The sequence below is a fragment of the Streptomyces speibonae genome, assembly GCF_984686075.1.
The window spans coordinates 2,160,671-2,181,498 of record NZ_OZ480260.1 but is presented as its reverse complement, the minus strand read 5'-3'; the positions used below and the strand labels follow the sequence as shown (position 1 = coordinate 2,181,498).

At 72.0% G+C, this 20,828-nt stretch carries 20 protein-coding genes and 1 pseudogene; 9 read left to right on the top strand and 12 right to left on the bottom strand.

The window, feature by feature from the left end; genetic code table 11:
- Positions 1-45: 45 nt before the first annotated feature.
- A complete protein-coding gene (locus tag AC5L3C_RS09545) occupies positions 46-507 on the bottom strand; it encodes a GNAT family N-acetyltransferase (protein ID WP_125503896.1) in 462 nt (153 codons plus the stop codon).
- Between the two features lie 91 nt (positions 508-598).
- Positions 599-5,428: an ATP-dependent helicase gene (locus AC5L3C_RS09540; RefSeq protein WP_493648419.1), complete on the bottom strand. Its 4,830-nt coding sequence runs from the start codon at positions 5,426-5,428 to the stop codon at positions 599-601.
- A gap of 90 nt (positions 5,429-5,518) precedes the next feature.
- On the opposite strand from AC5L3C_RS09540, the gene AC5L3C_RS09535 reads away from it, so the two are divergent.
- The 4 genes from AC5L3C_RS09535 to AC5L3C_RS09520 all read left to right on the top strand — a co-directional run bounded on the left by AC5L3C_RS09535 (position 5,519) and on the right by AC5L3C_RS09520 (position 8,078).
- The gene (locus AC5L3C_RS09535; protein ID WP_493648417.1) at positions 5,519-6,520 is read left to right on the top strand and encodes an AraC family transcriptional regulator; all 1,002 of its coding nucleotides are present in this window, start codon (positions 5,519-5,521) and stop codon (positions 6,518-6,520) included.
- A complete protein-coding gene (locus AC5L3C_RS09530; protein ID WP_493653796.1) occupies positions 6,421-7,137 on the top strand; it encodes an AzlC family ABC transporter permease in 717 nt (238 codons plus the stop codon). The genes AC5L3C_RS09535 and AC5L3C_RS09530 overlap by 100 nt, the downstream gene beginning before the upstream one ends.
- A complete protein-coding gene (locus AC5L3C_RS09525; protein ID WP_493648416.1) occupies positions 7,134-7,442 on the top strand; it encodes an AzlD domain-containing protein in 309 nt (102 codons plus the stop codon). The genes AC5L3C_RS09530 and AC5L3C_RS09525 overlap by 4 nt, the downstream gene beginning before the upstream one ends.
- A gap of 276 nt (positions 7,443-7,718) precedes the next feature.
- Entirely contained in the window at positions 7,719-8,078 is a 360-nt protein-coding gene (locus tag AC5L3C_RS09520; protein ID WP_493648414.1) for an SCO0607 family lipoprotein, read from the top strand.
- 73 nt (positions 8,079-8,151) lie between these two features.
- On the opposite strand, the pseudogene AC5L3C_RS09515 reads toward AC5L3C_RS09520, so the two are convergent.
- Both AC5L3C_RS09515 and AC5L3C_RS09510 read right to left on the bottom strand, forming a co-directional pair.
- Positions 8,152-8,523 (bottom strand): annotated as a pseudogene (locus tag AC5L3C_RS09515) (transposase); the annotation flags it as partial.
- 39 nt (positions 8,524-8,562) lie between these two features.
- Complete coding sequence (locus AC5L3C_RS09510; RefSeq protein ID WP_493648412.1) at positions 8,563-9,507, bottom strand: hypothetical protein; 945 nt, start codon at positions 9,505-9,507, stop codon at positions 8,563-8,565.
- A gap of 78 nt (positions 9,508-9,585) precedes the next feature.
- On the opposite strand from AC5L3C_RS09510, the gene AC5L3C_RS09505 reads away from it, so the two are divergent.
- The 4 genes from AC5L3C_RS09505 to recX all read left to right on the top strand — a co-directional run bounded on the left by AC5L3C_RS09505 (position 9,586) and on the right by recX (position 13,310).
- A complete protein-coding gene (locus tag AC5L3C_RS09505) occupies positions 9,586-9,780 on the top strand; it encodes a DUF3046 domain-containing protein (RefSeq protein ID WP_493648410.1) in 195 nt (64 codons plus the stop codon).
- Between the two features lie 59 nt (positions 9,781-9,839).
- Entirely contained in the window at positions 9,840-11,150 is a 1,311-nt protein-coding gene (locus tag AC5L3C_RS09500) for an AI-2E family transporter (RefSeq protein WP_493648408.1), read from the top strand.
- Between the two features lie 228 nt (positions 11,151-11,378).
- Entirely contained in the window at positions 11,379-12,494 is a 1,116-nt protein-coding gene (gene recA, locus AC5L3C_RS09495; RefSeq protein ID WP_493648407.1) for a recombinase RecA, read from the top strand.
- Between the two features lie 3 nt (positions 12,495-12,497).
- A complete protein-coding gene (gene recX, locus AC5L3C_RS09490; protein ID WP_493648405.1) occupies positions 12,498-13,310 on the top strand; it encodes a recombination regulator RecX in 813 nt (270 codons plus the stop codon).
- Positions 13,311-13,340: 30 nt separating this feature from the next.
- Here the strand turns inward: recX and AC5L3C_RS09485 are convergent, their stop codons facing one another.
- The 8 genes from AC5L3C_RS09485 to AC5L3C_RS09450 form a co-directional block, all read right to left on the bottom strand.
- On the bottom strand, positions 13,341-13,754 hold the full coding sequence (locus AC5L3C_RS09485) for a rhodanese-like domain-containing protein (RefSeq protein ID WP_493648403.1): 414 nt from the start codon (positions 13,752-13,754) through the stop codon (positions 13,341-13,343).
- Complete coding sequence (locus AC5L3C_RS09480) at positions 13,751-14,278, bottom strand: cupin domain-containing protein (RefSeq protein ID WP_493648401.1); 528 nt, start codon at positions 14,276-14,278, stop codon at positions 13,751-13,753. The genes AC5L3C_RS09485 and AC5L3C_RS09480 overlap by 4 nt, the downstream gene beginning before the upstream one ends.
- Positions 14,279-14,348: 70 nt before the next feature.
- On the bottom strand, positions 14,349-14,396 hold the full coding sequence (locus AC5L3C_RS09475) for a hypothetical protein (RefSeq protein WP_309506048.1): 48 nt from the start codon (positions 14,394-14,396) through the stop codon (positions 14,349-14,351).
- A 141-nt stretch (positions 14,397-14,537) separates the two neighbouring features.
- Entirely contained in the window at positions 14,538-16,163 is a 1,626-nt protein-coding gene (locus AC5L3C_RS09470) for an FAD-dependent monooxygenase (protein WP_493648399.1), read from the bottom strand.
- A 295-nt stretch (positions 16,164-16,458) separates the two neighbouring features.
- Positions 16,459-17,367: an amino acid ABC transporter permease gene (locus tag AC5L3C_RS09465; RefSeq protein ID WP_493648397.1), complete on the bottom strand. Its 909-nt coding sequence runs from the start codon at positions 17,365-17,367 to the stop codon at positions 16,459-16,461.
- Positions 17,364-18,041, bottom strand: a complete 678-nt coding sequence (locus AC5L3C_RS09460; RefSeq protein ID WP_493648395.1) for an amino acid ABC transporter permease — start codon at positions 18,039-18,041, stop codon at positions 17,364-17,366. The genes AC5L3C_RS09465 and AC5L3C_RS09460 overlap by 4 nt, the downstream gene beginning before the upstream one ends.
- Positions 18,042-18,152: 111 nt before the next feature.
- Positions 18,153-18,998 (bottom strand): glutamate ABC transporter substrate-binding protein, encoded by an 846-nt coding sequence (locus AC5L3C_RS09455; protein ID WP_493648394.1) that lies wholly within the window; start codon positions 18,996-18,998, stop codon positions 18,153-18,155.
- 82 nt (positions 18,999-19,080) lie between these two features.
- A complete protein-coding gene (locus tag AC5L3C_RS09450; RefSeq protein ID WP_493648392.1) occupies positions 19,081-19,857 on the bottom strand; it encodes an amino acid ABC transporter ATP-binding protein in 777 nt (258 codons plus the stop codon).
- 284 nt (positions 19,858-20,141) lie between these two features.
- Here AC5L3C_RS09450 and AC5L3C_RS09445 point away from each other — a divergent pair, with 284 nt between their 5' ends.
- Complete coding sequence (locus tag AC5L3C_RS09445) at positions 20,142-20,828, top strand: response regulator transcription factor (RefSeq protein WP_493648391.1); 687 nt, start codon at positions 20,142-20,144, stop codon at positions 20,826-20,828.

Sequence of the window (20,828 nt, the reverse complement as noted above, 5' to 3'; positions counted from 1 at the left end):
GGCACGGTCCGCCGGGCGACCGCGGGCGGCTCGGGCGACGCTGATTCAACGCTGGACGGTGACCACCATCCGCGGCAGCACTCTGCCGGCGATGGAGCCCGATGGGACGCTTCCTGTACGGACCGCGCCCATCGCGCGGTAGAACGGCTCGGCATTCGGGTCCGCGTCGATCGTGAGCCGGGTGAACCCCAGGTCTCGTCCGGCAGCGATGGTGTGTTCGAACAGCAGGCGGCCGATGCCCTGGCCGATGGCCCGCGGCTCGACGAACATCATGCCCAGAACGCCTGCGGGCGGCTCTCCCTCAAGAGTCGTGAAGCCCAGGACGCGGCCGTCTCTGTCAGCCACCGTGGCTCGTCGGCGTGCGACCTCGTTCGCGGCGACGGTGAGCTCGTCCCGGCACGCGTGCAGGAACGCGGCGTCATAGCCCCAGTGCGCCTTGGACCGCAGTGCCAGGTCGGTGAGCACGTCGGCTTCCGTCGCCCGTGCGGGCCTGATCAGTACGTCCATCCACATCCCCCGCTCAGGCGTAGGTCTTTCGATCTTCGCACCCCGCGGTCGTGCGGGAACAGTACGCGATGGCCTCCGTCCGGCGGTCGGGTCAGGCGCGTAGGCGCAGACCTCGGGGGGTGGCGACGAAGCCGGCGGATTCCAGGAGGGTGCCCAGGGGAGACGTCAGGGCGGAGGTGCCGTTGATGCGTTCCACCGTGACCGTGCCGAGGGATCCCGCGCGGGCCGCCGCGGCGAGAGCTTCGGCGGCGGCCGGCAGACGGGGATCCTCCGCGGGGCTGCCGTCGGGCGCCGCGGGCCAGGCCAGCAGCGTCTTGCCGCCGCGTTCCATGTAGAGCGTCAGCTCGCCGTCCACCAGCACCACCAGGGAGCCCGCCTTGCGGCCCGGCTTGTGCCCGGCTCCGGTCGGGGGCTCGGGCCAGCCCAGCGCGGCACCGTAGGCGTTCGCCGGGTCCGCTGCCGCGAGGACGACGGCCCGCGCGGTGGCGTCGGGTCCGGTGCGACGGCCGGCGAAGGGGTCGTACGAGGGACGGCCGCCGTTCTGCCAGGAGGGCGGTGCCTGCGCGGCCAGGTCGCGCGGGGAGACGTAGTCGCCCGGCGCCGGGGGCGGCCACGGGCCGTCGTCCGGGCCGGTGCCGACGGGGCCGGGCACGGCCGGGGCGGCCGGGAGGGGCTCCCCCCGCTCGCGGGCGTTGGCCGCCGCGCGGAGGCGGTCCACCGCGCCGTCCATCGCGAACTGGGCGGCGCCCAGGCCCTCCACCACGTAGCCGCGACGGGCCTGCCCGGTCTCCTCGAAGGCCGACAGGATGCGGTACGTCGCCGAGAAGCCGCCCTCGACACCCTCCGCGGCGACCGCGCCCCGGGTCACCACACCGTGCCGGTCCAGCAGGGTGTGGGCCAGCGCGTGCGCGCGGACCGTGGGGTCGGCCTCCCGGGCGGGGGTCAGGGACCAGCGGCCGGCGACGGTCGGCGGACCGGTGCGCGAGGCGGTCCGGGCGGCCGCCGTGAGCGAGCCGTAGCGCCCGCGCGGGACGGAGCGCTTCGCGCGGTGGGCGGTGGAGCCCGCCGTGCGGCCGGAGCCCAGCAGGGAGCGCAGGGGAGCGAGTGTGTCGTTGGTGAGCCGCCCGGACCAGGCGAGGTCCCACAGCGCGTCGGCCAGCTGGGGATCGGTGGCCTCGGGGTGGGTGGTGGCGCGGACCTGGTCGGCGATCTGGCGGAAGAACAGGCCGTAGCCGCCGGTGAGGGTGTCCAGGACCGACTGGTGGAGCGCGGTGAGCTCCAGCGGATGCGGGGGCGGCAGCAGCAGCGGGGCCGTGTCCGCGAGGTAGAGGGAGACCCAGCCGTCCTTCCCGGGGAGCGAACCGGCGCCGGCCCACACCACCTCTCCGGCGGCCGTGAGTTCGTCCAGCATCCCGGGCGTGTAGTTCGCCACGCGGGACGGCAGGACCAGCTTCTCCAGGGCGGAGGCGGGCACGGAGGCGCCCTGCAACTGCTCGACGGCACGCACCAGGCCGTCGATGCCGCGCAGGGTGTGCCCCTTGCCGATGTGCTGCCACTGGGGAAGGAACTGGGCGAGCGAGGCCGGCGGCACCGGCTCCAGCTCGTGCCGCAGCGCGGCCAGGGAACGGCGGCGCAGCCTGCGCAGCACCGCGGCGTCGCACCACTCCTGTCCGATCCCCGCCGGATGGAACTCGCCCTGGACCACCCGGCCGGCCGCCGCGAGCCGCTGCAGGGCGCCCTCGGTGACCGCCACGCCCAGGCCGAAGCGGGCCGCCGCCGTGGCCGAGGTGAACGGGCCGTGGGTGCGCGCGTACCGCGCGAGGAGGTCGCCCAGGGGGTCCTTGACGGGCTCGGTGAACGCCTCCGGCACACCCACCGGAAGCGCCGTGCCCAGCGCGTCACGCAGCCGTCCGGCGTCCTCGACGGCCGCCCAGTGGTCGGCGCCGGCCACCCGCACCCGGATGGCGCGCCGTGCGGAGGCGAGCCCCCGCGCCCACGCCGGATCCGCCCCGCGCTGGGCGAGCTCGGCATCGGTGAGCGGGCCCAGCAGCCGCAGCAGGTCGGCCACGCCCTCCGCGTCCTTCACGCGCCGGTCCTCGGTGAGCCACTGCAGCTCCTGCTCCAGCTCGGTCAGTACCTCGGCGTCGAGCAGCTCGCGCAGCTCCGCCTGGCCGAGCAGCTCGGCCAGGAGCCGCGAGTCCAGCGACAGGGCGGCGGCGCGGCGCTCGGCGAGCGGGGAGTCGCCCTCGTAGAGGAACTGCGCGACGTATCCGAACAGCAGGGAGCGGGCGAAGGGGGACGGCTCGGGGGTGGTGACCTCCACCAGCCGTACCTTGCGGGACTCCAGGTCGCCCATCAGCTCGACGAGCCCGGGAACGTCGAAGACGTCCTGGAGGCATTCGCGGACGGCTTCCAGGACGATCGGGAACGAGCCGAACTCCCCGGCCACCTGGAGCAGCTGGGAGGCGCGCTGACGCTGCTGCCACAGCGGGGTGCGCCTGCCGGGGTTGCGGCGCGGCAGCAGCAGCGCGCGGGCGGCGCACTCGCGGAACCGGGACGCGAACAGCGCGGAGCCGCCCACCTGGTCGGTGACGATCTGGTCGACCTCGCCCTTGTCGAAGACGACGTCGGCGGCTCCCACGGGCGCCTGGTCCGCGTCGTACTCGGTGCCGGCCTTCATCGGCTCCTGGTCGAGCAGGTCGAGACTCATCAGGTCGGCGTCCGGCAGCCGCAGCACGAGGCCGTCGTCGGCGTGCATCACCTGGGCCTCCATGCCGTACCGCTCGGAGAGGCGGGCGCCGAGCGCGAGGGCCCACGGGGCGTGCACCTGGGCCCCGAACGGGGAGTGCACGACGACCCGCCAGTCGCCCAGTTCGTCGCGGAAGCGCTCGACGACGATGGTCCGGTCGTCGGGCACGTGGCCGCAGGCCTCACGCTGCTCGTCGAGGTAGGACAGCACGTTGTCCGCGGCCCAGGCGTCCAGCCCCGCCGCGACGAGCCGCAGCCGGGCGTCGTCCCTGGACAGCGCGCCCACCTCGCGCAGGAAGGCGCCCACCGCGCGGCCGAGCTCCAGCGGCCGGCCCAGTTGGTCGCCCTTCCAGAAGGGCAGTCGGCCCGGCACGCCCGGCGCCGGGGAGACGAGGACCCGGTCGCGGGTGATGTCCTCGATGCGCCAGGAACTGGTGCCGAGCGTGAAGACGTCGCCCACGCGGGACTCGTAGACCATCTCCTCGTCCAGCTCGCCGACCCGACCACCGCCCTTCTTCGGGTCGGAGCCCGCGAGGAACACCCCGAAGAGGCCCCGGTCGGGGATCGTGCCCCCGGAGGTGACGGCCAGCCGCTGGGCGCCGGGGCGGCCGGTGATCTCGCCGGTGACCCGGTCCCACACCACGCGCGGGCGCAGCTCCGCGAAGGCGTCGGACGGGTAGCGGCCGGCGAGCATGTCCAGGACGCCCGTGAAGGCCGACTCGGGCAGGGAGGCGAACGGCGCCGCGCGGCGGACCAGGGCGAGCAGGTCGTCCAGCTGCCAGGTGTCCATGGCGGTCATCGCGACGAGCTGCTGTGCCAGGACGTCGAGCGGGTTGGCGGGGACCCGCAGGGACTCGATCGCCCCGGTGCGCATCCGCTCGGTGACCACGGCCGCCTGCACCAGGTCGCCCCGGTACTTGGGGAACACCACGCCGGTGGAGACCGCGCCCACCTGGTGCCCCGCGCGGCCGACCCGCTGCAGGCCGGAGGCGACGGACGGCGGGGACTCCACCTGCACCACCAGGTCCACCGCGCCCATGTCGATGCCCAGCTCCAGACTGGAGGTGGCCACCACCGCGGGCAGCCGGCCCGCCTTCAGATCCTCCTCGACCAGGGCGCGCTGCTCCTTGGACACCGAACCGTGGTGGGCGCGCGCGATGACCGCGGGCGCGCCCTGGGCGGACCCGGAGCCGCCCATGAGCTCGGCGGGGGAGTGGTGTTCCTCCAGCGGTTCCCCGGTGGCCCGCTCGTAGGCGATCTCGTTGAGCCGGTTGCACAGGCGCTCGGCGAGGCGGCGGGAGTTGGCGAACACGATGGTCGAGCGGTGCGACTGCACCAGGTCGGTGATCCGCTCCTCGACATGCGGCCAGATCGAGGGCCGCTCGGCCCCCTCGGACGCCTCCGTGGCCGGGGAACCGCCCAGCTCCCCCAGATCCTCGACCGGCACCACCACGGAGAGGTCGAACTCCTTGCCCGCCTCCGGCTGCACGATCTCCACCTTGCGGCGCGGGGAGAGGAACCGGGCGACCTCGTCCACCGGGCGCACCGTCGCCGAGAGGCCGATGCGGCGGGCCGGGCGGGGCAGCAGCTCGTCCAGCCGCTCCAGGGAGAGCGCCAGATGCGCGCCCCGCTTGGTGCCCGCGACCGCGTGCACCTCGTCCAGGATCACCGTCTCCACGCCCGTCAGCGCGTCGCGCGCGGCGGACGTCAGCATCAGGAACAGCGACTCCGGGGTGGTGATCAGGATGTCCGGCGGCCGGGTGGCCAGCGACCGCCGCTCGGCCGCGGGGGTGTCGCCGGAGCGGATGCCGACCTTCACCTCGGGCTCCGGCAGCCCCAGGCGCACGGCCTCCTGGCGGATACCGGTCAGCGGGCTGCGCAGGTTGCGCTCGACGTCGACGGCCAGGGCCTTCAGCGGCGAGACATACAGCACGCGGCAGCGCTTCTTGGGGTCGGCGGGCGGCGGTGACGAGGCCAGGTCGTCGAGAGCGGCGAGGAAGGCGGCCAGGGTCTTTCCGGAGCCGGTGGGAGCGACCACCAGCACGTCCGAGCCCTCCTCGATGGCCCGCCACGCCCCGGCCTGGGCGGCGGTGGGCGCGGAGAACGCCCCCGTGAACCAGCCGCGGGTCGCGGAGGAGAAGCCGTCCAGGGCTCGGTGCGGATCGCTGACCATGCGTCCATCGTGCACCCCGCCACTGACAATCGGGCGGGGGAGGGGACGGGGGCGGCCGGGGCCGCGCGCCACCCGCGTGACAATGGCCGTATGGCGGAATCGCGCAAGGAGCGTGCGCGGCACTGGCAGTACGACGAACTGCCCGGTGTCGATCTGCTGCGTGCCAGGTACATACGCAAGTCGTTCGTCCGGCACACCCACGAGCACTTCGTGATCGCGGGCATCGCCGAAGGGGTGGAGGTGTTCCACCACGGCGGCGGCGACGTGTACGCGGGCGCGGGAACGCTCGCCCTGGTCAACCCGGACACCCCGCACACCGGCAGGGCGGGTGTCCCGGAGGGGTGGCAGTACGGCGCGGTGTACCCCTCGCCGGATGTGGTGGCCGCGATCGCCGCCGAGACCACCACGCTGCGCGGGACGCCCGGATTCGCGACACCGGTGTTCGACGATCCCTACACCGTGCACCTGGTGCACCAGGTGCTGCGGGCCACCGACGAGGGCAACGCGCTCGCCGCCGACACGCTGCTCCGCGTGGCGGTGACCCGGCTGCTGCGGCTGAACGGCGGGACGCTGCCGCGACGCGAGGTGCGCACGGCGGGCGCCCGGATCGCGGCACGCGCGCGTGCCGTGCTGGAGGAGCGGATGGCCGCGCCACCGACCCTGGACCGGCTGGCCGCCGAACTCGGCACCAGCCCGTTCGCCCTGCTGCGCGCGTTCCGGGACACCTACGGGATGCCGCCGCACACCTGGCTCACCGACGCTCGGGTGCGCCGGGCACGGCGGCTGCTGGACGCGGGGACGGCGCCGTCCCAGGCCGCCCTCGCGGTGGGCTTCACCGACCAGCCGCATCTCAACCGGCACTTCAGCCGCATCGTCGGCGTGCCGCCGGGCGCCTACCAGCGCGAGCGCAAGAACGTACAAGACGCGCGGAACCGCCTTCTCGTAGCGTCCGGGGCGTGGCAGTGGAACGGACAACACCAGCACCCTCAGGCATACGGGACGACGGCGGAGGAAAGCCGGACGGCGCCGTCGTCCGGGACGCGCTCGGCGTCGGGATCGCCGTCGGACTCTCCGGCTTCGCCTTCGGCGTGACCTCGGCGGGCAGCGGGCTCACGCTGCTCCAGACCTGCGCACTGAGCCTGCTGGTGTTCACCGGCGCCTCCCAGTTCGCGCTGGTGGGCGCGCTGGCCGCCGGAGGCGGACCCTTCACCGCCGCCGCGGGGGCGTTCTTCCTGGGCGTGCGCAACGCCTTCTACGGGCTGCGTCTGTCACAGCTGCTGGCGCTTCCCCGCGGGGTGCGGCCGTTCGCCGCGCAGTGGGTCATCGACGAGACGGCCGCCGTGTCGCTCACCCAGCCCACCCGGCGCAGCGCCCGCATCGGCTTCCTGGTGACCGGGCTCAGCCTGTACATCCTGTGGAACCTCACGACGCTGCTCGGCGCGCTGGGCGCGGAGGCGATCGGGGACACCGACGCGTGGGGGCTGGACGCGGCAGGTCCCGCGGTCTTCCTGGCGCTGCTCGCCCCGATGCTGCGGACCGGCACCGAGCGGACCGTCGCCGGGCTCGCCGTGCTGCTGGGACTGGGCCTGCTGCCCGTCCTGCCGGCCGGGGTGCCGGTGCTGGTGGCCGCGCTCGCGGCGCCGGTCGTGCTGTGGGCACAGGGCCGCCGCGGCGCGTCGCGCGGTGATCTGGGGGAGGGGGACCGTTGAACATCTGGATCGCGATCGGTCTGACCGTCCTCGGCTGCTACGCCGTGAAACTCGCGGGACTGCTGGTGCCCGCCGGGGCCCTGGAACGGCCCCTCGTCAGGCGCCTGGCCGCGCTGCTGCCGGTCGCCCTGCTCGCCGCCCTCACGGCCCAGCAGACCTTCTCCGACGGCCAGGCGCTGGTCCTGGACGCCCGCGCGGCCGGACTGGCGGCGGCCGCGGTCGCCCTCATCCTGCGCGCCCCGTTCCTCCTCGTCGTCGGCGCGGCGGTCGTGGTGACGGCGGGGGTACGGGCCCTGGGCGGGTGAAACGGCCCGCGGCGTGAGAAGCCCGCCCGTCGCGGGGAGCCGTGGCGTCCGCTCAGTCGACGGTGCGGCCGTATGCCACCGGGGCGCGGGGGCTGCGGGCGGCTGAGGCGGCTCGCGACGGGGGCCATCGCGCCGGAGGCACGGAAAGGCCCGTCCCGGGGGTGCCGTGGGGTCTGCTTTAGGCGTGAGCGCCGTGCCTGTCTGAGTACGCGTACTCATGATCGGTGCGCCGTCGCGCGGCAGGCTCTTCTTGCCACCAGCCAAAGGGAGTTCATCATGCGAGAGACCAGCCGTACCAGCCGGCTCGACCCGCTCGACCAGTCCTCGGCCACCGGCCGCCGACGCCGCCTCGTCCGCCCCGTGAGGGTCCTCGCCATGGCCTCCGCGACCGTCGCGCTGTTGGCGGTCACCGGCTGCTCGACCGAGGACGCGAGCTGTGGCGGCGGCGAGTACCCCGTCATAACCGTGGGCGACACCGGTAGCGCGTGTGTGCCCAACGGCGAGGAGCCGCCGAAGGGCTACACCCGTTACCCCGAGGGCAAGGTCCCCGAGCACGTGGGCGACAAGTGGGACAAGTACTGGGAGACCCACACCGTCGACGAGAACGGGAAGATCATCAAGGCTCCCGACGCCTAAGACCGTGTCCTACGTGGTGAGGCGGGCGAGTCGCTTGCAGCAGCACAGGGCGGCGGCGAGTCCGAGAAAGGCCGCCTCGGTTCACGGGGCTCGGACCTGGGTGTTCGCTCCTTTTTTGGCCCTGACGTGGGCGGTGTCGAGGACGACACGTGTGACGTCGACGAGGCCGGCATCGTCGAGCCGGAGTGGCACGGCCTCGTGGAGGCGGCCCCAGACGCCGGCTCTCGACCAGATCAGGAACCGGCGGTTGGCGGTCGACTTCGATATGCGAAACAGGGTGGCAAAAGCGCGCCAGGCGCAGCCGCTGACCAACACATAGAAGAGCGTCTCATCAGGTGTCCTGCGTCCCGCCGCCCTGCGGCCGCACCTTCGACGGCGGGATCAGCGGCTTCGCGATCTCCCACAGCCCGTCCGGAACAATCCAACTCCACGTACCCCGCCCCATGGCCGCACCAACGACCGCCTCACCACGTAGGACACGGTCTTAGTCGATGGGGCGGCCGTATGCCACCAGGGTGCGCAGGGACTCGAGTGTCACCAGGCAGCGGCCCTCCAAGGACGGGCCCTCGGCCCACTGGCGCCAGCGGATGGGCCAGCCGCCGTCCGGCCGCTGCTCGGCCGCCAGGTGGTCCAGGGAGCGTGCCATCTCCTCGTCGGTGAACCACGCGCGCGCCAGGGAGCCGGGCGTCCGCGCGTAGTCGTGCGGGAAGTGGTGCTCGCCCGGGGCGTAGCCGGCGGCGACCGGGTATGCGCCGAGGTCGTCCGGGTCGAGGGCCGCGAGCCGCTGCTCGCGCACCAGGCGGCCCAGCCGCTCGGCGGCGGCCTCCGCGCGGGCGCGGTCCGGCGCGTGGTCCAGGAAGGCCACCGCGGCCTCGATCTCGTAGGGGTGGGACCTCTCCAGCGTCTCCGTGGCCTGCCAGCAGAAGTCCGTGGCGCGGAACAGCCAGGCGTGCCACACCTCGTTGCGGTGCAGCAGCCCCACCACCGGCCCGGTGGCCAGCAGCTCTCCGGGCGGGTCGTCCACGACCGGAATGAAGGGTGCCGTCGGGTAGCCGCGCTGACTCGGGTGGATCGCCGGCAGCGCGCCCTCCGCCGTGGAGACGGACGTCAGATAGCGGCACACGTCCTCGGCGCGCCTGCCGCCGCAGCGCCCCACCGCGTCCAGGACCCGCAGGGCGCGGGCGGTGTGCAGCGGTTGGCTGACCGGTCCGCGCAGATCGGGCTCCAGCGCATGGCCGTATCCGCCGTCGTCGTTGCGGTAGGCGTCCAGCGCCCGCTCCACCGGAGCGGCACCGCCGCCCCGGAAGTGATGGGCGAAGAGATGCTGCTCGAGCACCCGCGCGGTGAGCCGGACGAACCGCTCCGCCCGCGCGAGGGCGCCGTGCGGAGGAGACGTCGGGGGTGGCGGGGCAGCTCCGGTGTCGGCCATGGCACCGACCGTAGGCGCACGGCGGCCCCGGCAGGGGCAGTGGCCGGGTCCCACCCCCACAGGCGGGATACTGGGGGCATGCGGTTGACGGTTTTCTGGGAGCGGATGGCGGAGTACTTCGGTACGGGCTACGCCGACACCTTCGCGCGCGACCATGTCATGTCCGAGCTCGGCGGGCGCACCGTGCACGAGGCGCTGGCGGCCGGCTGGGACGCCAAGGCCGTGTGGCAGGTGGTCTGCGCGGTGATGGACGTGCCCCGGGAAATGCGCTGATCGTCACAGAGACACCTGCGGTGCGGACGGTAGTCACCCGTGTGGGTGAAACTTGAGCCGTGGCACCCACTGACGAGACCGGGCCGGCGGACCGGCACCCCACCCCGCCCGGCGCGCCGGCGCCCGAAGAGCCTCCGGTGGGCCCCGCGGCCGCGCCGGGCGCCCGCATGCCGCGCTGGCTGCCGCGCGCCATGGTGCTCGCGCTGGCGCTGATCGCCGTGTTCCAGCTGGGCAGCTGGGCCTTCCATCAGCTCACCGGCCTGTTGATCAACGTCCTGATCGCGTTCTTCCTGGCGCTCGCCGTCGAGCCCGCGGTCAGCTGGATGGCCGCGCGCGGGGTGCGCCGGGGCCTGGGCACCTTCCTGGTCTTCCTGGGCATCCTGATCGCGGGGGCGGGTTTCGTCACGCTGCTCGGGTCCATGCTCGCGGGGCAGATCATCAAGATCGTCGAGGACTTCCCCGACTACCTCGACTCCGTGATCAACTGGATCAACACCCACTTCGACACCGAGCTGCGTCGGGTGGACATCCAGGAGGGCCTGCTGCGCTCCGACTGGCTGCGCACCTACGTCCAGGACAGCGCCACCGGGGTGCTGGACGTCTCCGCGCAGGTGCTCGGCGGCCTCTTCCAGCTGCTGACCATCGCCTTGTTCTCGTTCTACTTCGCCGCCGACGGCCCGCGGCTGCGGCGCACCCTGTGCTCCGTGCTGCCGCCCGCGCGGCAGGCCGAGGTGCTGCGCGCGTGGGAGATCGCCGTGAACAAGACGGGCGGTTACCTGTACTCGCGCGGGCTGATGGCGCTCGTCTCCGGCCTGGCGCACTTCGTGCTGCTGGAGTTCCTCGAGGTGCCCTACGCGCCCGTGCTGGCCGTGTGGGTGGGCCTGGTGTCGCAGTTCATCCCCACCATCGGCACGTATCTCGCGGGCGCGCTGCCCATGCTGATCGCCTTCACGGTCGACCCCTGGTACGCGCTGTGGGTGCTGGTCTTCGTGGTGGTCTACCAGCAGTTCGAGAACTACGTGCTCCAGCCCAAGCTGACCGCCAGGACCGTGGACATCCACCCGGCGGTCGCCTTCGGCTCGGTCGTCGCGGGCACCGCCCTGCTGGGCGCGGTCGGCGCGCTGATCGCCATCCCCGCCGTCGCCACGCTCCAGGCGTTCCTGGGGGCGTATGTGAAGCGGTACGACGTCACGGACGACCCCCGTGTGCACGGCCACCGCGGCCCCGGTGACGGTCATCCCGGTCCCGGCCCCGGCGACGGCCGTCGCGGCCCCGGCGGCGGGGCGCGGGTGATCGCGTACGTCCGGCGGCTGTGGCTCGGCCGGCCGGGTGCGGCGCGCGCCGGCGAGCCGGACACCGAACCGTCCTGAACCCGGCCGCCCGCCGCCGGGGGCGGCGTGGCGCGACTTGACACAAAAATCGAACATCTATTCTTATGGGGGCGCCGGTGAGGCTCAACAAAGGGCGTTCCGTCCTGGTTCGGAGGGGAAAGCGCCCACGTTGTCCACAGGCCGGACGTGCGTCGGGGCGCGTTGTCAGTGGCAGGCGCTAGCGTCTTTGACGTGAAGCGATCGACTCAAGCAAACCGGGTGGAACCCATGGCAGGAACCGACCGCGAGAAGGCGCTCGACGCCGCGCTCGCACAGATTGAACGGCAATTCGGCAAAGGCGCGGTCATGCGCATGGGCGAGCGGTCGAAGGAGCCCATCGAGGTCATCCCGACCGGGTCGACCGCGCTCGACGTGGCCCTCGGCGTCGGCGGTCTGCCGCGCGGACGTGTGGTGGAGATCTACGGACCGGAATCCTCCGGTAAGACGACCCTGACCCTGCACGCGGTGGCCAACGCGCAGAAGGCCGGCGGCCAGGTCGCCTTCGTGGACGCCGAGCACGCCCTCGACCCCGAGTACGCCAAGAAGCTCGGCGTCGACATCGACAACCTGATCCTGTCCCAGCCGGACAACGGCGAGCAGGCGCTGGAGATCGTGGACATGCTGGTCCGCTCCGGGGCCCTCGACCTCATCGTCATCGACTCCGTCGCCGCGCTCGTCCCGCGCGCCGAGATCGAGGGCGAGATGGGCGACAGCCACGTGGGTCTGCAGGCCCGCCTGATGAGCCAGGCCCTGCGGAAGATCACCAGTGCGCTCAACCAGTCCAAGACCACCGCGATCTTCATCAACCAGCTCCGCGAGAAGATCGGCGTGATGTTCGGTTCTCCGGAGACCACGACCGGTGGCCGCGCGCTGAAGTTCTACGCCTCGGTGCGTATCGACATCCGCCGCATCGAGACCCTCAAGGACGGCACCGAGGCGGTCGGCAACCGCACCCGCTGCAAGGTCGTCAAGAACAAGGTGGCGCCGCCCTTCAAGCAGGCCGAGTTCGACATCCTCTACGGCCAGGGCATCAGCCGTGAGGGCGGCCTGATCGACATGGGCGTGGAGCACGGCTTCGTCCGCAAGGCCGGCGCCTGGTACACGTACGAGGGCGACCAGCTCGGCCAGGGCAAGGAGAACGCCCGCAACTTCCTGAAGGACAACCCCGACCTCGCCAACGAGATCGAGAAGAAGATCAAGGAGAAGCTGGGCGTCGGCGTGCGTCCCGAGGAGACCGCCGAAGCGGGCGCGGACGCCGCGGGCACCGCTCCGGCCGAGCCGGCCGCGGTACCGGCCCCGGCGGCCAAGGGCTCCAAGTCCAAGGCCGCTGCTGCCAAGAGCTGACCCGTGACCCGACGAACCGACTGGGCCGAGTACGCGTCCGACGCTTTCGGCGCCCCACGGGGGAGGGGCACCGCAGGCGGCCGGGGCTCAGCCGCGGGCGGTGCAGCGGCGTACGACGACGGCACCGGCGCGGACGGCCTGACGGACGCGGACACCGGTGGCGGCCGGCGGCGCGGCGGCGGTGCACGGGCGGGCGGCTCGCGTGACGGCGGGCCGCGCGGTGGACGCGGGCGCGGGCGCCGGTCCTTCGGCGACGCGGCCGCGGCGGAGGGAGGCGCCTCTTCCTCGTCGAGGGCAGAGCGGGAGGAACCTCCGAAGGACCCGGTCGAGCGGGCGCGCGCCATCTGTCTGCGCCTGCTCACCGGGACTCCGCGCACCCGTCAGCAACTGGCCGACGCCCTGCGCAAGCGGGAGATCCCGGACGAGGCCGCCGAGGAGGTGCTGTCCCGCTTCGAGGAGGTCGGACTGATCAACGACAGCGCCTTCGCGGACGCCTGGGTGGAGTCACGGCACCACGGCCGGGGACTGGCCCGGCGGGCGCTCGCGCGCGAGCTGCGCACCAAGGGCGTCGACCCGGCCCTGATCGACGCGGCCGTCTCCCGGCTCGACTCCGAGCAGGAGGAGGAGACCGCCCGCGACCTGGTCGCCCGCAAGCTGCGCGCCACCCGCGGGCTCGACCGGGACAAGCGCATCCGACGCCTCGCCGGCATGCTCGCCCGCAAGGGCTACCCCGAGGGCCTCGCCCTGCGCGTCGTCCGGCAGGCGCTGGAGGAGGAGGGCGAGGACACCGAGTTTCTCGGCGACGAGGAGCTCTGAGCAGGCGAGGCCCGAGCCCTCAGCCGTGCGCTACGCCGGCACCACCGGCAGTCCCGCCGCCCGCCAGGCCTGGAAACCGCCCACCAGATCGGTGGCCCGGCGCAGTCCCAGCCGGTGGAGCGACTCCGCGGCCAGGCTGGACGCGTAGCCCTCGTTGCAGATCACGATCACGCGCAGCTCATGGCCCGTCGCCTCGGGCAGGCGGTGACTGCCCCGTGGATCGAGGCGCCACTCCAGTTCGTTGCGCTCGACCACGACAGCGCCGGGAAGCAGCCCGTCCCGCTCCCGCAGGGCGGCGTAGCGGATGTCCACCAGCAGCGCCTCGCCGGCGCGGGCGGCCTCGTGGGCGTCGCGCGCCTCGACGCGGTCGTACCCCTCGCGCACCCGCTCCAGCAGTTCGTCGATCCCGACGGGACCGCCGGACGGTTCTTTCGTCTCGCTCACTGCCAGTCCTCCGGCCGTTCGACCTGCTCCAGCCGCAGGAACCGGCCGCTGCGGCTGTAGCGGCGGATCCGCGGCAACGGTGGGTAGTAGGCGTGCACGGACACCGCGTGCCGGTCCGGGGACTCGTTGAGCACCTCGTGCAGATGGTGCCGCCCGAAGGCCCGCCCCTGCCCGGCCGCCAGCCGGCGTTCCCGGTCCACACCTTCCGTCAGTTCCAGAGTCTTCCAGCCGTCGGTGGGCAGCCGCGCGGCGAGCGAGTTCTCCCTCAGTGCACCCGAAGCGGTGACGAAGGCCCCGACGGAGTCGGCGTGGTCGTGCCAGCCGGTACCCGTGCCGGGCGGCCAGCCGATCAGCCAGGCCTCACTGCCGCCCGGCCCGTCGAGCCGCACCCAGGTGCGCCCTTCGGGGTCGAGCGGAAGGGAGGCGATCAGCTCGGCGTCGGCCGCGGTACGCCGTACGAAGTCGAGGAGGTCCGCCTGCGTGGGAGCGGAGAGGGGCGCCGGGGCAGGGGAGGAGACAGACATGTGCACCGTCCTGGAGGTGAGTTCGCGACGGGCGCGCGCGACGGCGCGCCGGAGAGGAAAGAAAGGCGAATCAGCAGGACGGGCGACACACACAGCCCGCATAGCGGACGAGGTCCATGTGGACCCGTCGCCACAGGCGCACGCAGGTGTCGGTCACGAGGCGGAGTACACCACGAGGCGGATCATGGGATCAACTCGACGCCACTGTGCGGACCGTACAGATCTCACCGGGCGGACGGGTGAAGCGACGACCGACGCCTCAGCGTGACCCGGCCCCCGCATCGGCCTTCGCGCCCGCGTCGCCCTCCGCCCCCGCCGCGACGGGCCCGCCGAGCACCGCCTCCGCCGCCGTGTACAGATCCGCCGGGCGGACCCCGCTCAGCGCGGTGACGAGGTGGCCGTCGGGCCGCACCAGCAGCACGGTGTGGGCCGCCGCCCCCGGGTAGCTCTCCGCGACCAGCAGCTCCGCCCGGTGCGGCAGGGCCGAGACCGCGGCCGCCAGCCGGGGCATGATCCCTGCGGACACCCAGTGCCGGCGCTCCCACACACCCGTGCCCGGGGCGATCAGCACCACCAGGAGCGCACCGCGCCCGAGCCGGTCCCGCAGCCGGACGAACGTGCCGTCCTCCGCGGTGACCCGCACATCCGTCACCGCCGCCCCGAGGGCCGTGCCGACCGGCGCCTCGCCCTCGAGCCTCCCGGGTGCGAGCGGCGAATCGGCGTACGTCCCCGGCGCCCCCAGGGGGCCCCGGCCGAGGTGACCGTCCATCAGGAGCGCGTCGTGCCCCCGCGCGGAGCCGGGGACGTAGGCACGCAGCCCTCCGCCGCCGCGCACCAGCGGCAGCGCCTGGTCGGCCGCGCGCAGCCGCGAGGCGACGATGGCCCGGCGCTCCGTCTGATAGCTGTCGAGCAGCGCCTCGTGCGGACCGTGGTGCCAGGCCAGCGCCAGCTTCCAGGCCAGGTTGTCGGCGTCACGGAGCCCTTCGTCCAGCCCGTGCGTGCCCAGGGTGCCGAGCAGATGGGCCGCGTCCCCGGCGAGGAACACGCGGTCGGCCCGCCAGCGCCGGGCCAGCCGGTGGTGCACGGTGTGCACACCGGTGTCCAGCAACTCGTACGGCGGGGTCGTGCCGTCGGTCCATCCGGCCAGCGTCTCCCGCACCCGGGCCAGCAGCAGTTCGGGCGTCACCAGGTCCTTGCCGGGCGGCAGCAGCCAGTCCAGGCGCCACACCCCGTCCGGCAGGGGCCGCGCGGTGATCTCCCCGGCCGAGGGACCGGACGTACGCCACGGCGGCAGCCGGTGCAGCAGCGCCTCGTCGTGCCAGGGCAGCTCGGCGCGCAGCGCGGCCACGGCGTGACGTTCCACCGCGGTGCGGCCGGGGAAGCGGATGTCCTGGAGCTTGCGCACGGTCGAGCGGGGACCGTCGCAGCCCACCAGATAACTGCCGCGCCACCAGGTACCCGTCGAGCCACGCGTGCGGGCGGTGACGCCGGACCGTTCCTGCTCTATGGTGTCCAGCCGGCTGTCCGCGGCGATCTTGACGAGCCGCTCGCCTGCGAGCGCCGTCCGCAGAGCACCCGTCAGGACGTGCTGGGCGATGTGCAGCGGAGCGGGATCGGCCTCGCCGAACGCCACTTCGTACGTCACCTGCTTGCGCCGCATCGACCGCCATCCGGCCCAACGCGCCCCGGCGTGCGCGAGCGGCACGCCGGTCAGCCGCTCCAGGAGCGCGGCGGTGTCCTCCCGCAGGACGACGGTGCGCGCCGGACGGGGCTCGTCCTTGCCCGGCCCTTCGTCGAGGAGCACGCACGGCACCTCCTGACGTGCCAGCGACAGTGCGAGCGTCAGCCCCACGGGCCCGGCTCCGACGATGATCACCGGGTCCACGGCGCGGCGCCCCCTGCCCGAAGCGACGTCCGAAGGGACGGGGAGGAACAGGAAGATGGAGCAGGGTGCACGATCACAGAACGTATGCAACCTATTGCCGCTGCTTGCGTCAAGTGACCGAAGGCTGGTGGCGATCATGTGGGGGAGGAGCAGCGCGTCTCAGCACTTGACTGCTCATCACACCGGTCCGCGGCGTATCGCTCCGCTGCACCAACCGGGCCGGCCGGTCACTCGACATGGGTGTGGCCCGCCGGATCCCGGCGGGCCACACCCATGTCGTACGGGCAGCAGCGCCTCAGACGGCACCCCCGGCGCCCGTACCGTGAATACCGCCCACCTCGGCCGCGTTGAGGTCGTCGACGTCGTCCGCGCCGAGCACCGCGCCGGTGCTCCGCTTGCTGCGGCGCAGACGACCCTCGAGCCAGGAGGCGAACGAGGTGAGGATGAAGTTGAGGACGATGAAGATGACCGCCACCACGATGAAGCTCGGGATGACGTTGGCGTAGTTGGCCGCCAGCGTGCCGCGCGTGTTCAGTAGTTCGGTGAATCCGAGCATCACGCCGCCCAGTGCGGTGTCCTTCACGATGACGACCAGCTGGCTGACGATGGCGGGAAGCATCGCCGTGACGGCCTGTGGCAGCAGGATGTTGGTCATCGTCTGGCTCTTGCGCAGGCCGATCGCCTGAGCCGCTTCACTCTGCCCCTTGGGGAGAGCCAGGATGCCGGCCCGGACCACCTCGGCGAGGACCGAGGCGTTGTAGAGCACCAGACCGGTGACGACCGCGTACAGCGGCCGGTCGTCACTGCTGACGTCCGTGGACCGCGCGAAGAACTCGTTGGCGAACAGCATCAGCAGCAGTACCGGGATGGCCCGGAAGAACTCCACGACCACAGCGGCCGGGATCCTCACCCAGCGGTGGTCCGACAACCGGGCGATGCCGAGGACGGCGCCCAGCGGGAGCGCGAGGACCATGGACAGCGCCGCAGCCTTGAGGGTGTCCGCAAGGCCCGGGAGCAGGTAGGTCGTCCAGGCCTCGGACTGGGTGAACGGCTTCCACAGGGACCACTCCAGCTGGCCCTTGTCATCCATCGTCTTGTAGATCCACCACAGGGCGAGGGCCAGGACGGCGACGAAGACGACCGACAGGATGACGTTGCGCCGCTTGGCGCGGGGGCCGGGGGCGTCGTACAGAACGGAAGTCATCGCTTCACCGCCAGGCGCTTGCTCAGCCAGTTGAGGAACAGGCCGGTGGGCAGGGTCAGAACTACGAACCCGAAGGCGAAGACCGCGCCGATGAGCAGAGTCTGTGCCTCGTTCTCGATCATTTCCTTCATCAGCAAGGCGGCCTCGGCCACACCGATGGTGGCGGCCACCGTGGTGTTCTTGGTGAGTGCGATCAGTACGTTCGCGAGCGGGCCGATGACCGAGCGGAACGCCTGCGGCAGCACGATCAGGCCGAGGACCTGAGTGAAGTTCAGCCCGATGGCGCGGGCCGCTTCGGCCTGGCCGACGGGCACCGTGTTGATGCCGGAGCGCAGCGCCTCACAGACGAAGGCCGCGGTGTAGGCGACCAGACCGAGCACGGCGAGACGGAAGCCCTGGAGTGCGAAGTCGTCCGGCGCTCCCATGGTCATGCCGAAGATGTCGGCGAGGCCGAGTGAGGTGAAGACGATGATGACGGTCAGCGGAATGTTCCGGACGATGTTCACATAGGCGGTGCCGAACCACCGCATCAGCGGGACAGGGCTGACCCGCATTGCCGCCAGCAAGGTCCCCCAGATCAGGGAGCCGACGCCCGAGAACACGGTGAGCTTCACCGTCATCCAGAACGCACCCAACAAGGTTGGATCGTCATAGTCAGAAATAAAGTCGAACACGATCTCCCGCGCTTCCGGGTGTGTGGCGTACGTAGCGGACGCGGCGCGCCGCCGCCCTGATCGCGACGGACGGCGGCGCGCCTTTCAAGATCCCGCGTTGCGGTCCTGGGCCTACTTGACGATGTTGCCGATCTCCGGGGCCGGCTCGTTCTTGTACTCGGCCGGACCGAAGTTCTCCTCGACTGCCTTGTCCCAGGACTTGTCGCTGACCATCTTCTCCAGCGCGTCGTTGACCTTGTTCACGGTCTCGGTGTCACCCTTCTTGACACCGATGCCGTAGTTCTCGTTGCTCAGCTTCAGACCGGCGAGCTTGAACGTGCCCTTGTACTGGTCCTGCGAGGCGTAGCCCGCGAGGATCGAGTCGTCCGTGGTCAGCGCGTCGACGGCACCGCTCTGCAGGGCGGCCAGGCACTCCGAGTAGGTGCCGACCTGCTTGAGCTGGGCGTCCGGGGCGAAGTCCTTCTTGACGTTCTGCGCCGAGGTCGAGCCCGTCACCGAACAGAGCTTCTTGTCGTTCAGGTCGGTGGCCTCGGTGATGTCCGAGTCCTTCTGCACGAGCAGGTCCTGGTGAGCCAGCAGATACGGCCCGGCGAAGTCGACCTTCTCCGCCCGCTCGTCCGTGATCGAGTACGTCGCGGCGATGAGTTTCACGTCCCCGCGCGACAGCGCGTTCTCGCGGTCCGCGCTCTTCGTCTCGACCCACTCGATCTGGTCGGCCTCGTAGCCCAGCTCCTTGGCGACGTACGTCGCCACGTCCACGTCGAAGCCGGAGAAGGAACCGTCGGGCTCCTTCAGGCCCAGGCCGGGCTGGTCGTACTTGATGCCGATCTTGATCTTCTCGCCGCCGCCCGAGGAGGACGAACCGCTGTCGCCGCTGTCGTCGCCCCCGCAGGCGGTGGCGGTCAGGGCAAGGGCGAACACGGCGGCCGAGGCGGCGGTGACCTTGCGGAGCTTCATGGTGCACATCCTTTTGACTGGTGAAGTGATGCGGCCCGGTCCAGGTCCGGTGACGCAGGTCGTCAGGGCGCGGGGCGCGCCGTCAGTGGTGAAGGATCTTCGACAGGAAGTCCTTGGCACGGTCGCTGCGCGGGTTGCTGAAGAACTGGTCCGGCGTAGCCTGCTCGACGATGCGGCCGTCGGCCATGAACACCACGCGGTTCGCCGCGGAACGCGCGAAGCCCATCTCGTGGGTGACGACGATCATGGTCATGCCGTCGCGGGCGAGCTGCTGCATGACTTCCAGCACCTCGTTGATCATCTCGGGGTCGAGAGCCGACGTCGGCTCGTCGAAGAGCATGACCTTGGGTTCCATGGCCAGGGCCCGCGCGATGGCGACACGCTGCTGCTGACCGCCCGAGAGCTGAGCGGGGTACTTGTCCGCCTGCGCACCCACACCGACCCGGTCGAGCAGGGCACGGGCCCGCTCCTCAGCGGCCTTCTTGTCCTTCTTGCGGACCTTGATCTGGCCCAGCGTCACGTTCTCGAGCACGGTCTTGTGCGCGAAAAGGTTGAAGGACTGGAAGACCATGCCCACGTCGGCCCGCAGCCGGGCGAGCTCCTTGCCCTCGTGGGGCAGGGGCTTGCCGTCGATGGTGATCGAGCCGGAGTCGATCGTCTCCAGACGGTTGATGGTGCGGCACAGGGTGGACTTGCCGGACCCGGAGGGTCCGATGACCACGACGACTTCGCCACGGGCGATCGTGAGGTCGATGTCCTGGAGTACGTGCAACGCGCCGAAGTGCTTGTTGACGCTCTTCAGGACGACCAGATCGCCGGTCGCGGCCACATCTTCCTTGGCCACCGATACTTCGGTCATCGCTCTCAGGCTCCGTCCTCCTCGGTTTCGGAGGACAGTAGTAATCCTTCAGACCTGCGTCATTACATCTGAGGGGAATCTGAGCATCACGATCCGATAGCAATCGGACACCTGTCGTAGCAGTTGTGAGCAGGGCTCATACCGGCCGGGTAACGGTACCGAAGCGCAACCGGAACCCCCTTGACGCCGTCCTCATCCATCGGCGTCACTGCAAGGTGCACGCGCGCGTGCACACCAATTCTGTACAAGGAGATCGTACGGCCGATGAACGGAAGGGGGCCCGGGTGAGACTGCTTCTCGTCGAAGACGACAACCACGTCGCCGCCGCACTGTCGGCGGTGCTGGCGCGGCACGGGTTCGACGTCACCCACGCGCGCAGCGGCGAGGAGGCTCTCCAGGCTCTCGTCCCGGAAGGTGAGGGCTTCGGCGTGGTCCTGCTCGACCTCGGACTGCCCGACCAGGACGGCTACGAGGTCTGCGGCAAGATCCGCAAGCGCACCGGCACCCCGGTGATCATGGTCACCGCGCGGTCCGACGTCCGCTCCCGCATCCACGGGCTCAACCTCGGCGCCGACGACTACGTGGTCAAGCCCTACGACACGGGGGAGCTGCTCGCGCGGATCCACGCCGTCAGCCGGCGCAGCGTCCACGAGGAGACCACGGGCGGCACGGAGACCGAACTGCGCCTCGGCCCCGTCCTCATCGAGCTGCCGACCCGCAAGGTCACGGTGAACGGCACGGTCGTCCAGCTGACCCGCAAGGAGTTCGACCTGCTCGCCCTGCTCGCCCAGCGGCCGGGCGTCGTCTTCCGCCGGGAGCAGATCATCAGCGAGGTCTGGCGCACCAGCTGGGAGGGGACCGGACGCACCCTGGAGGTGCACGTCGCCTCCCTGCGTTCGAAGCTGCGCATGCCCGCCCTCATCGAGACCGTGCGCGGCGTCGGCTACCGGCTCGTCGCGCCCGCGGCGTAG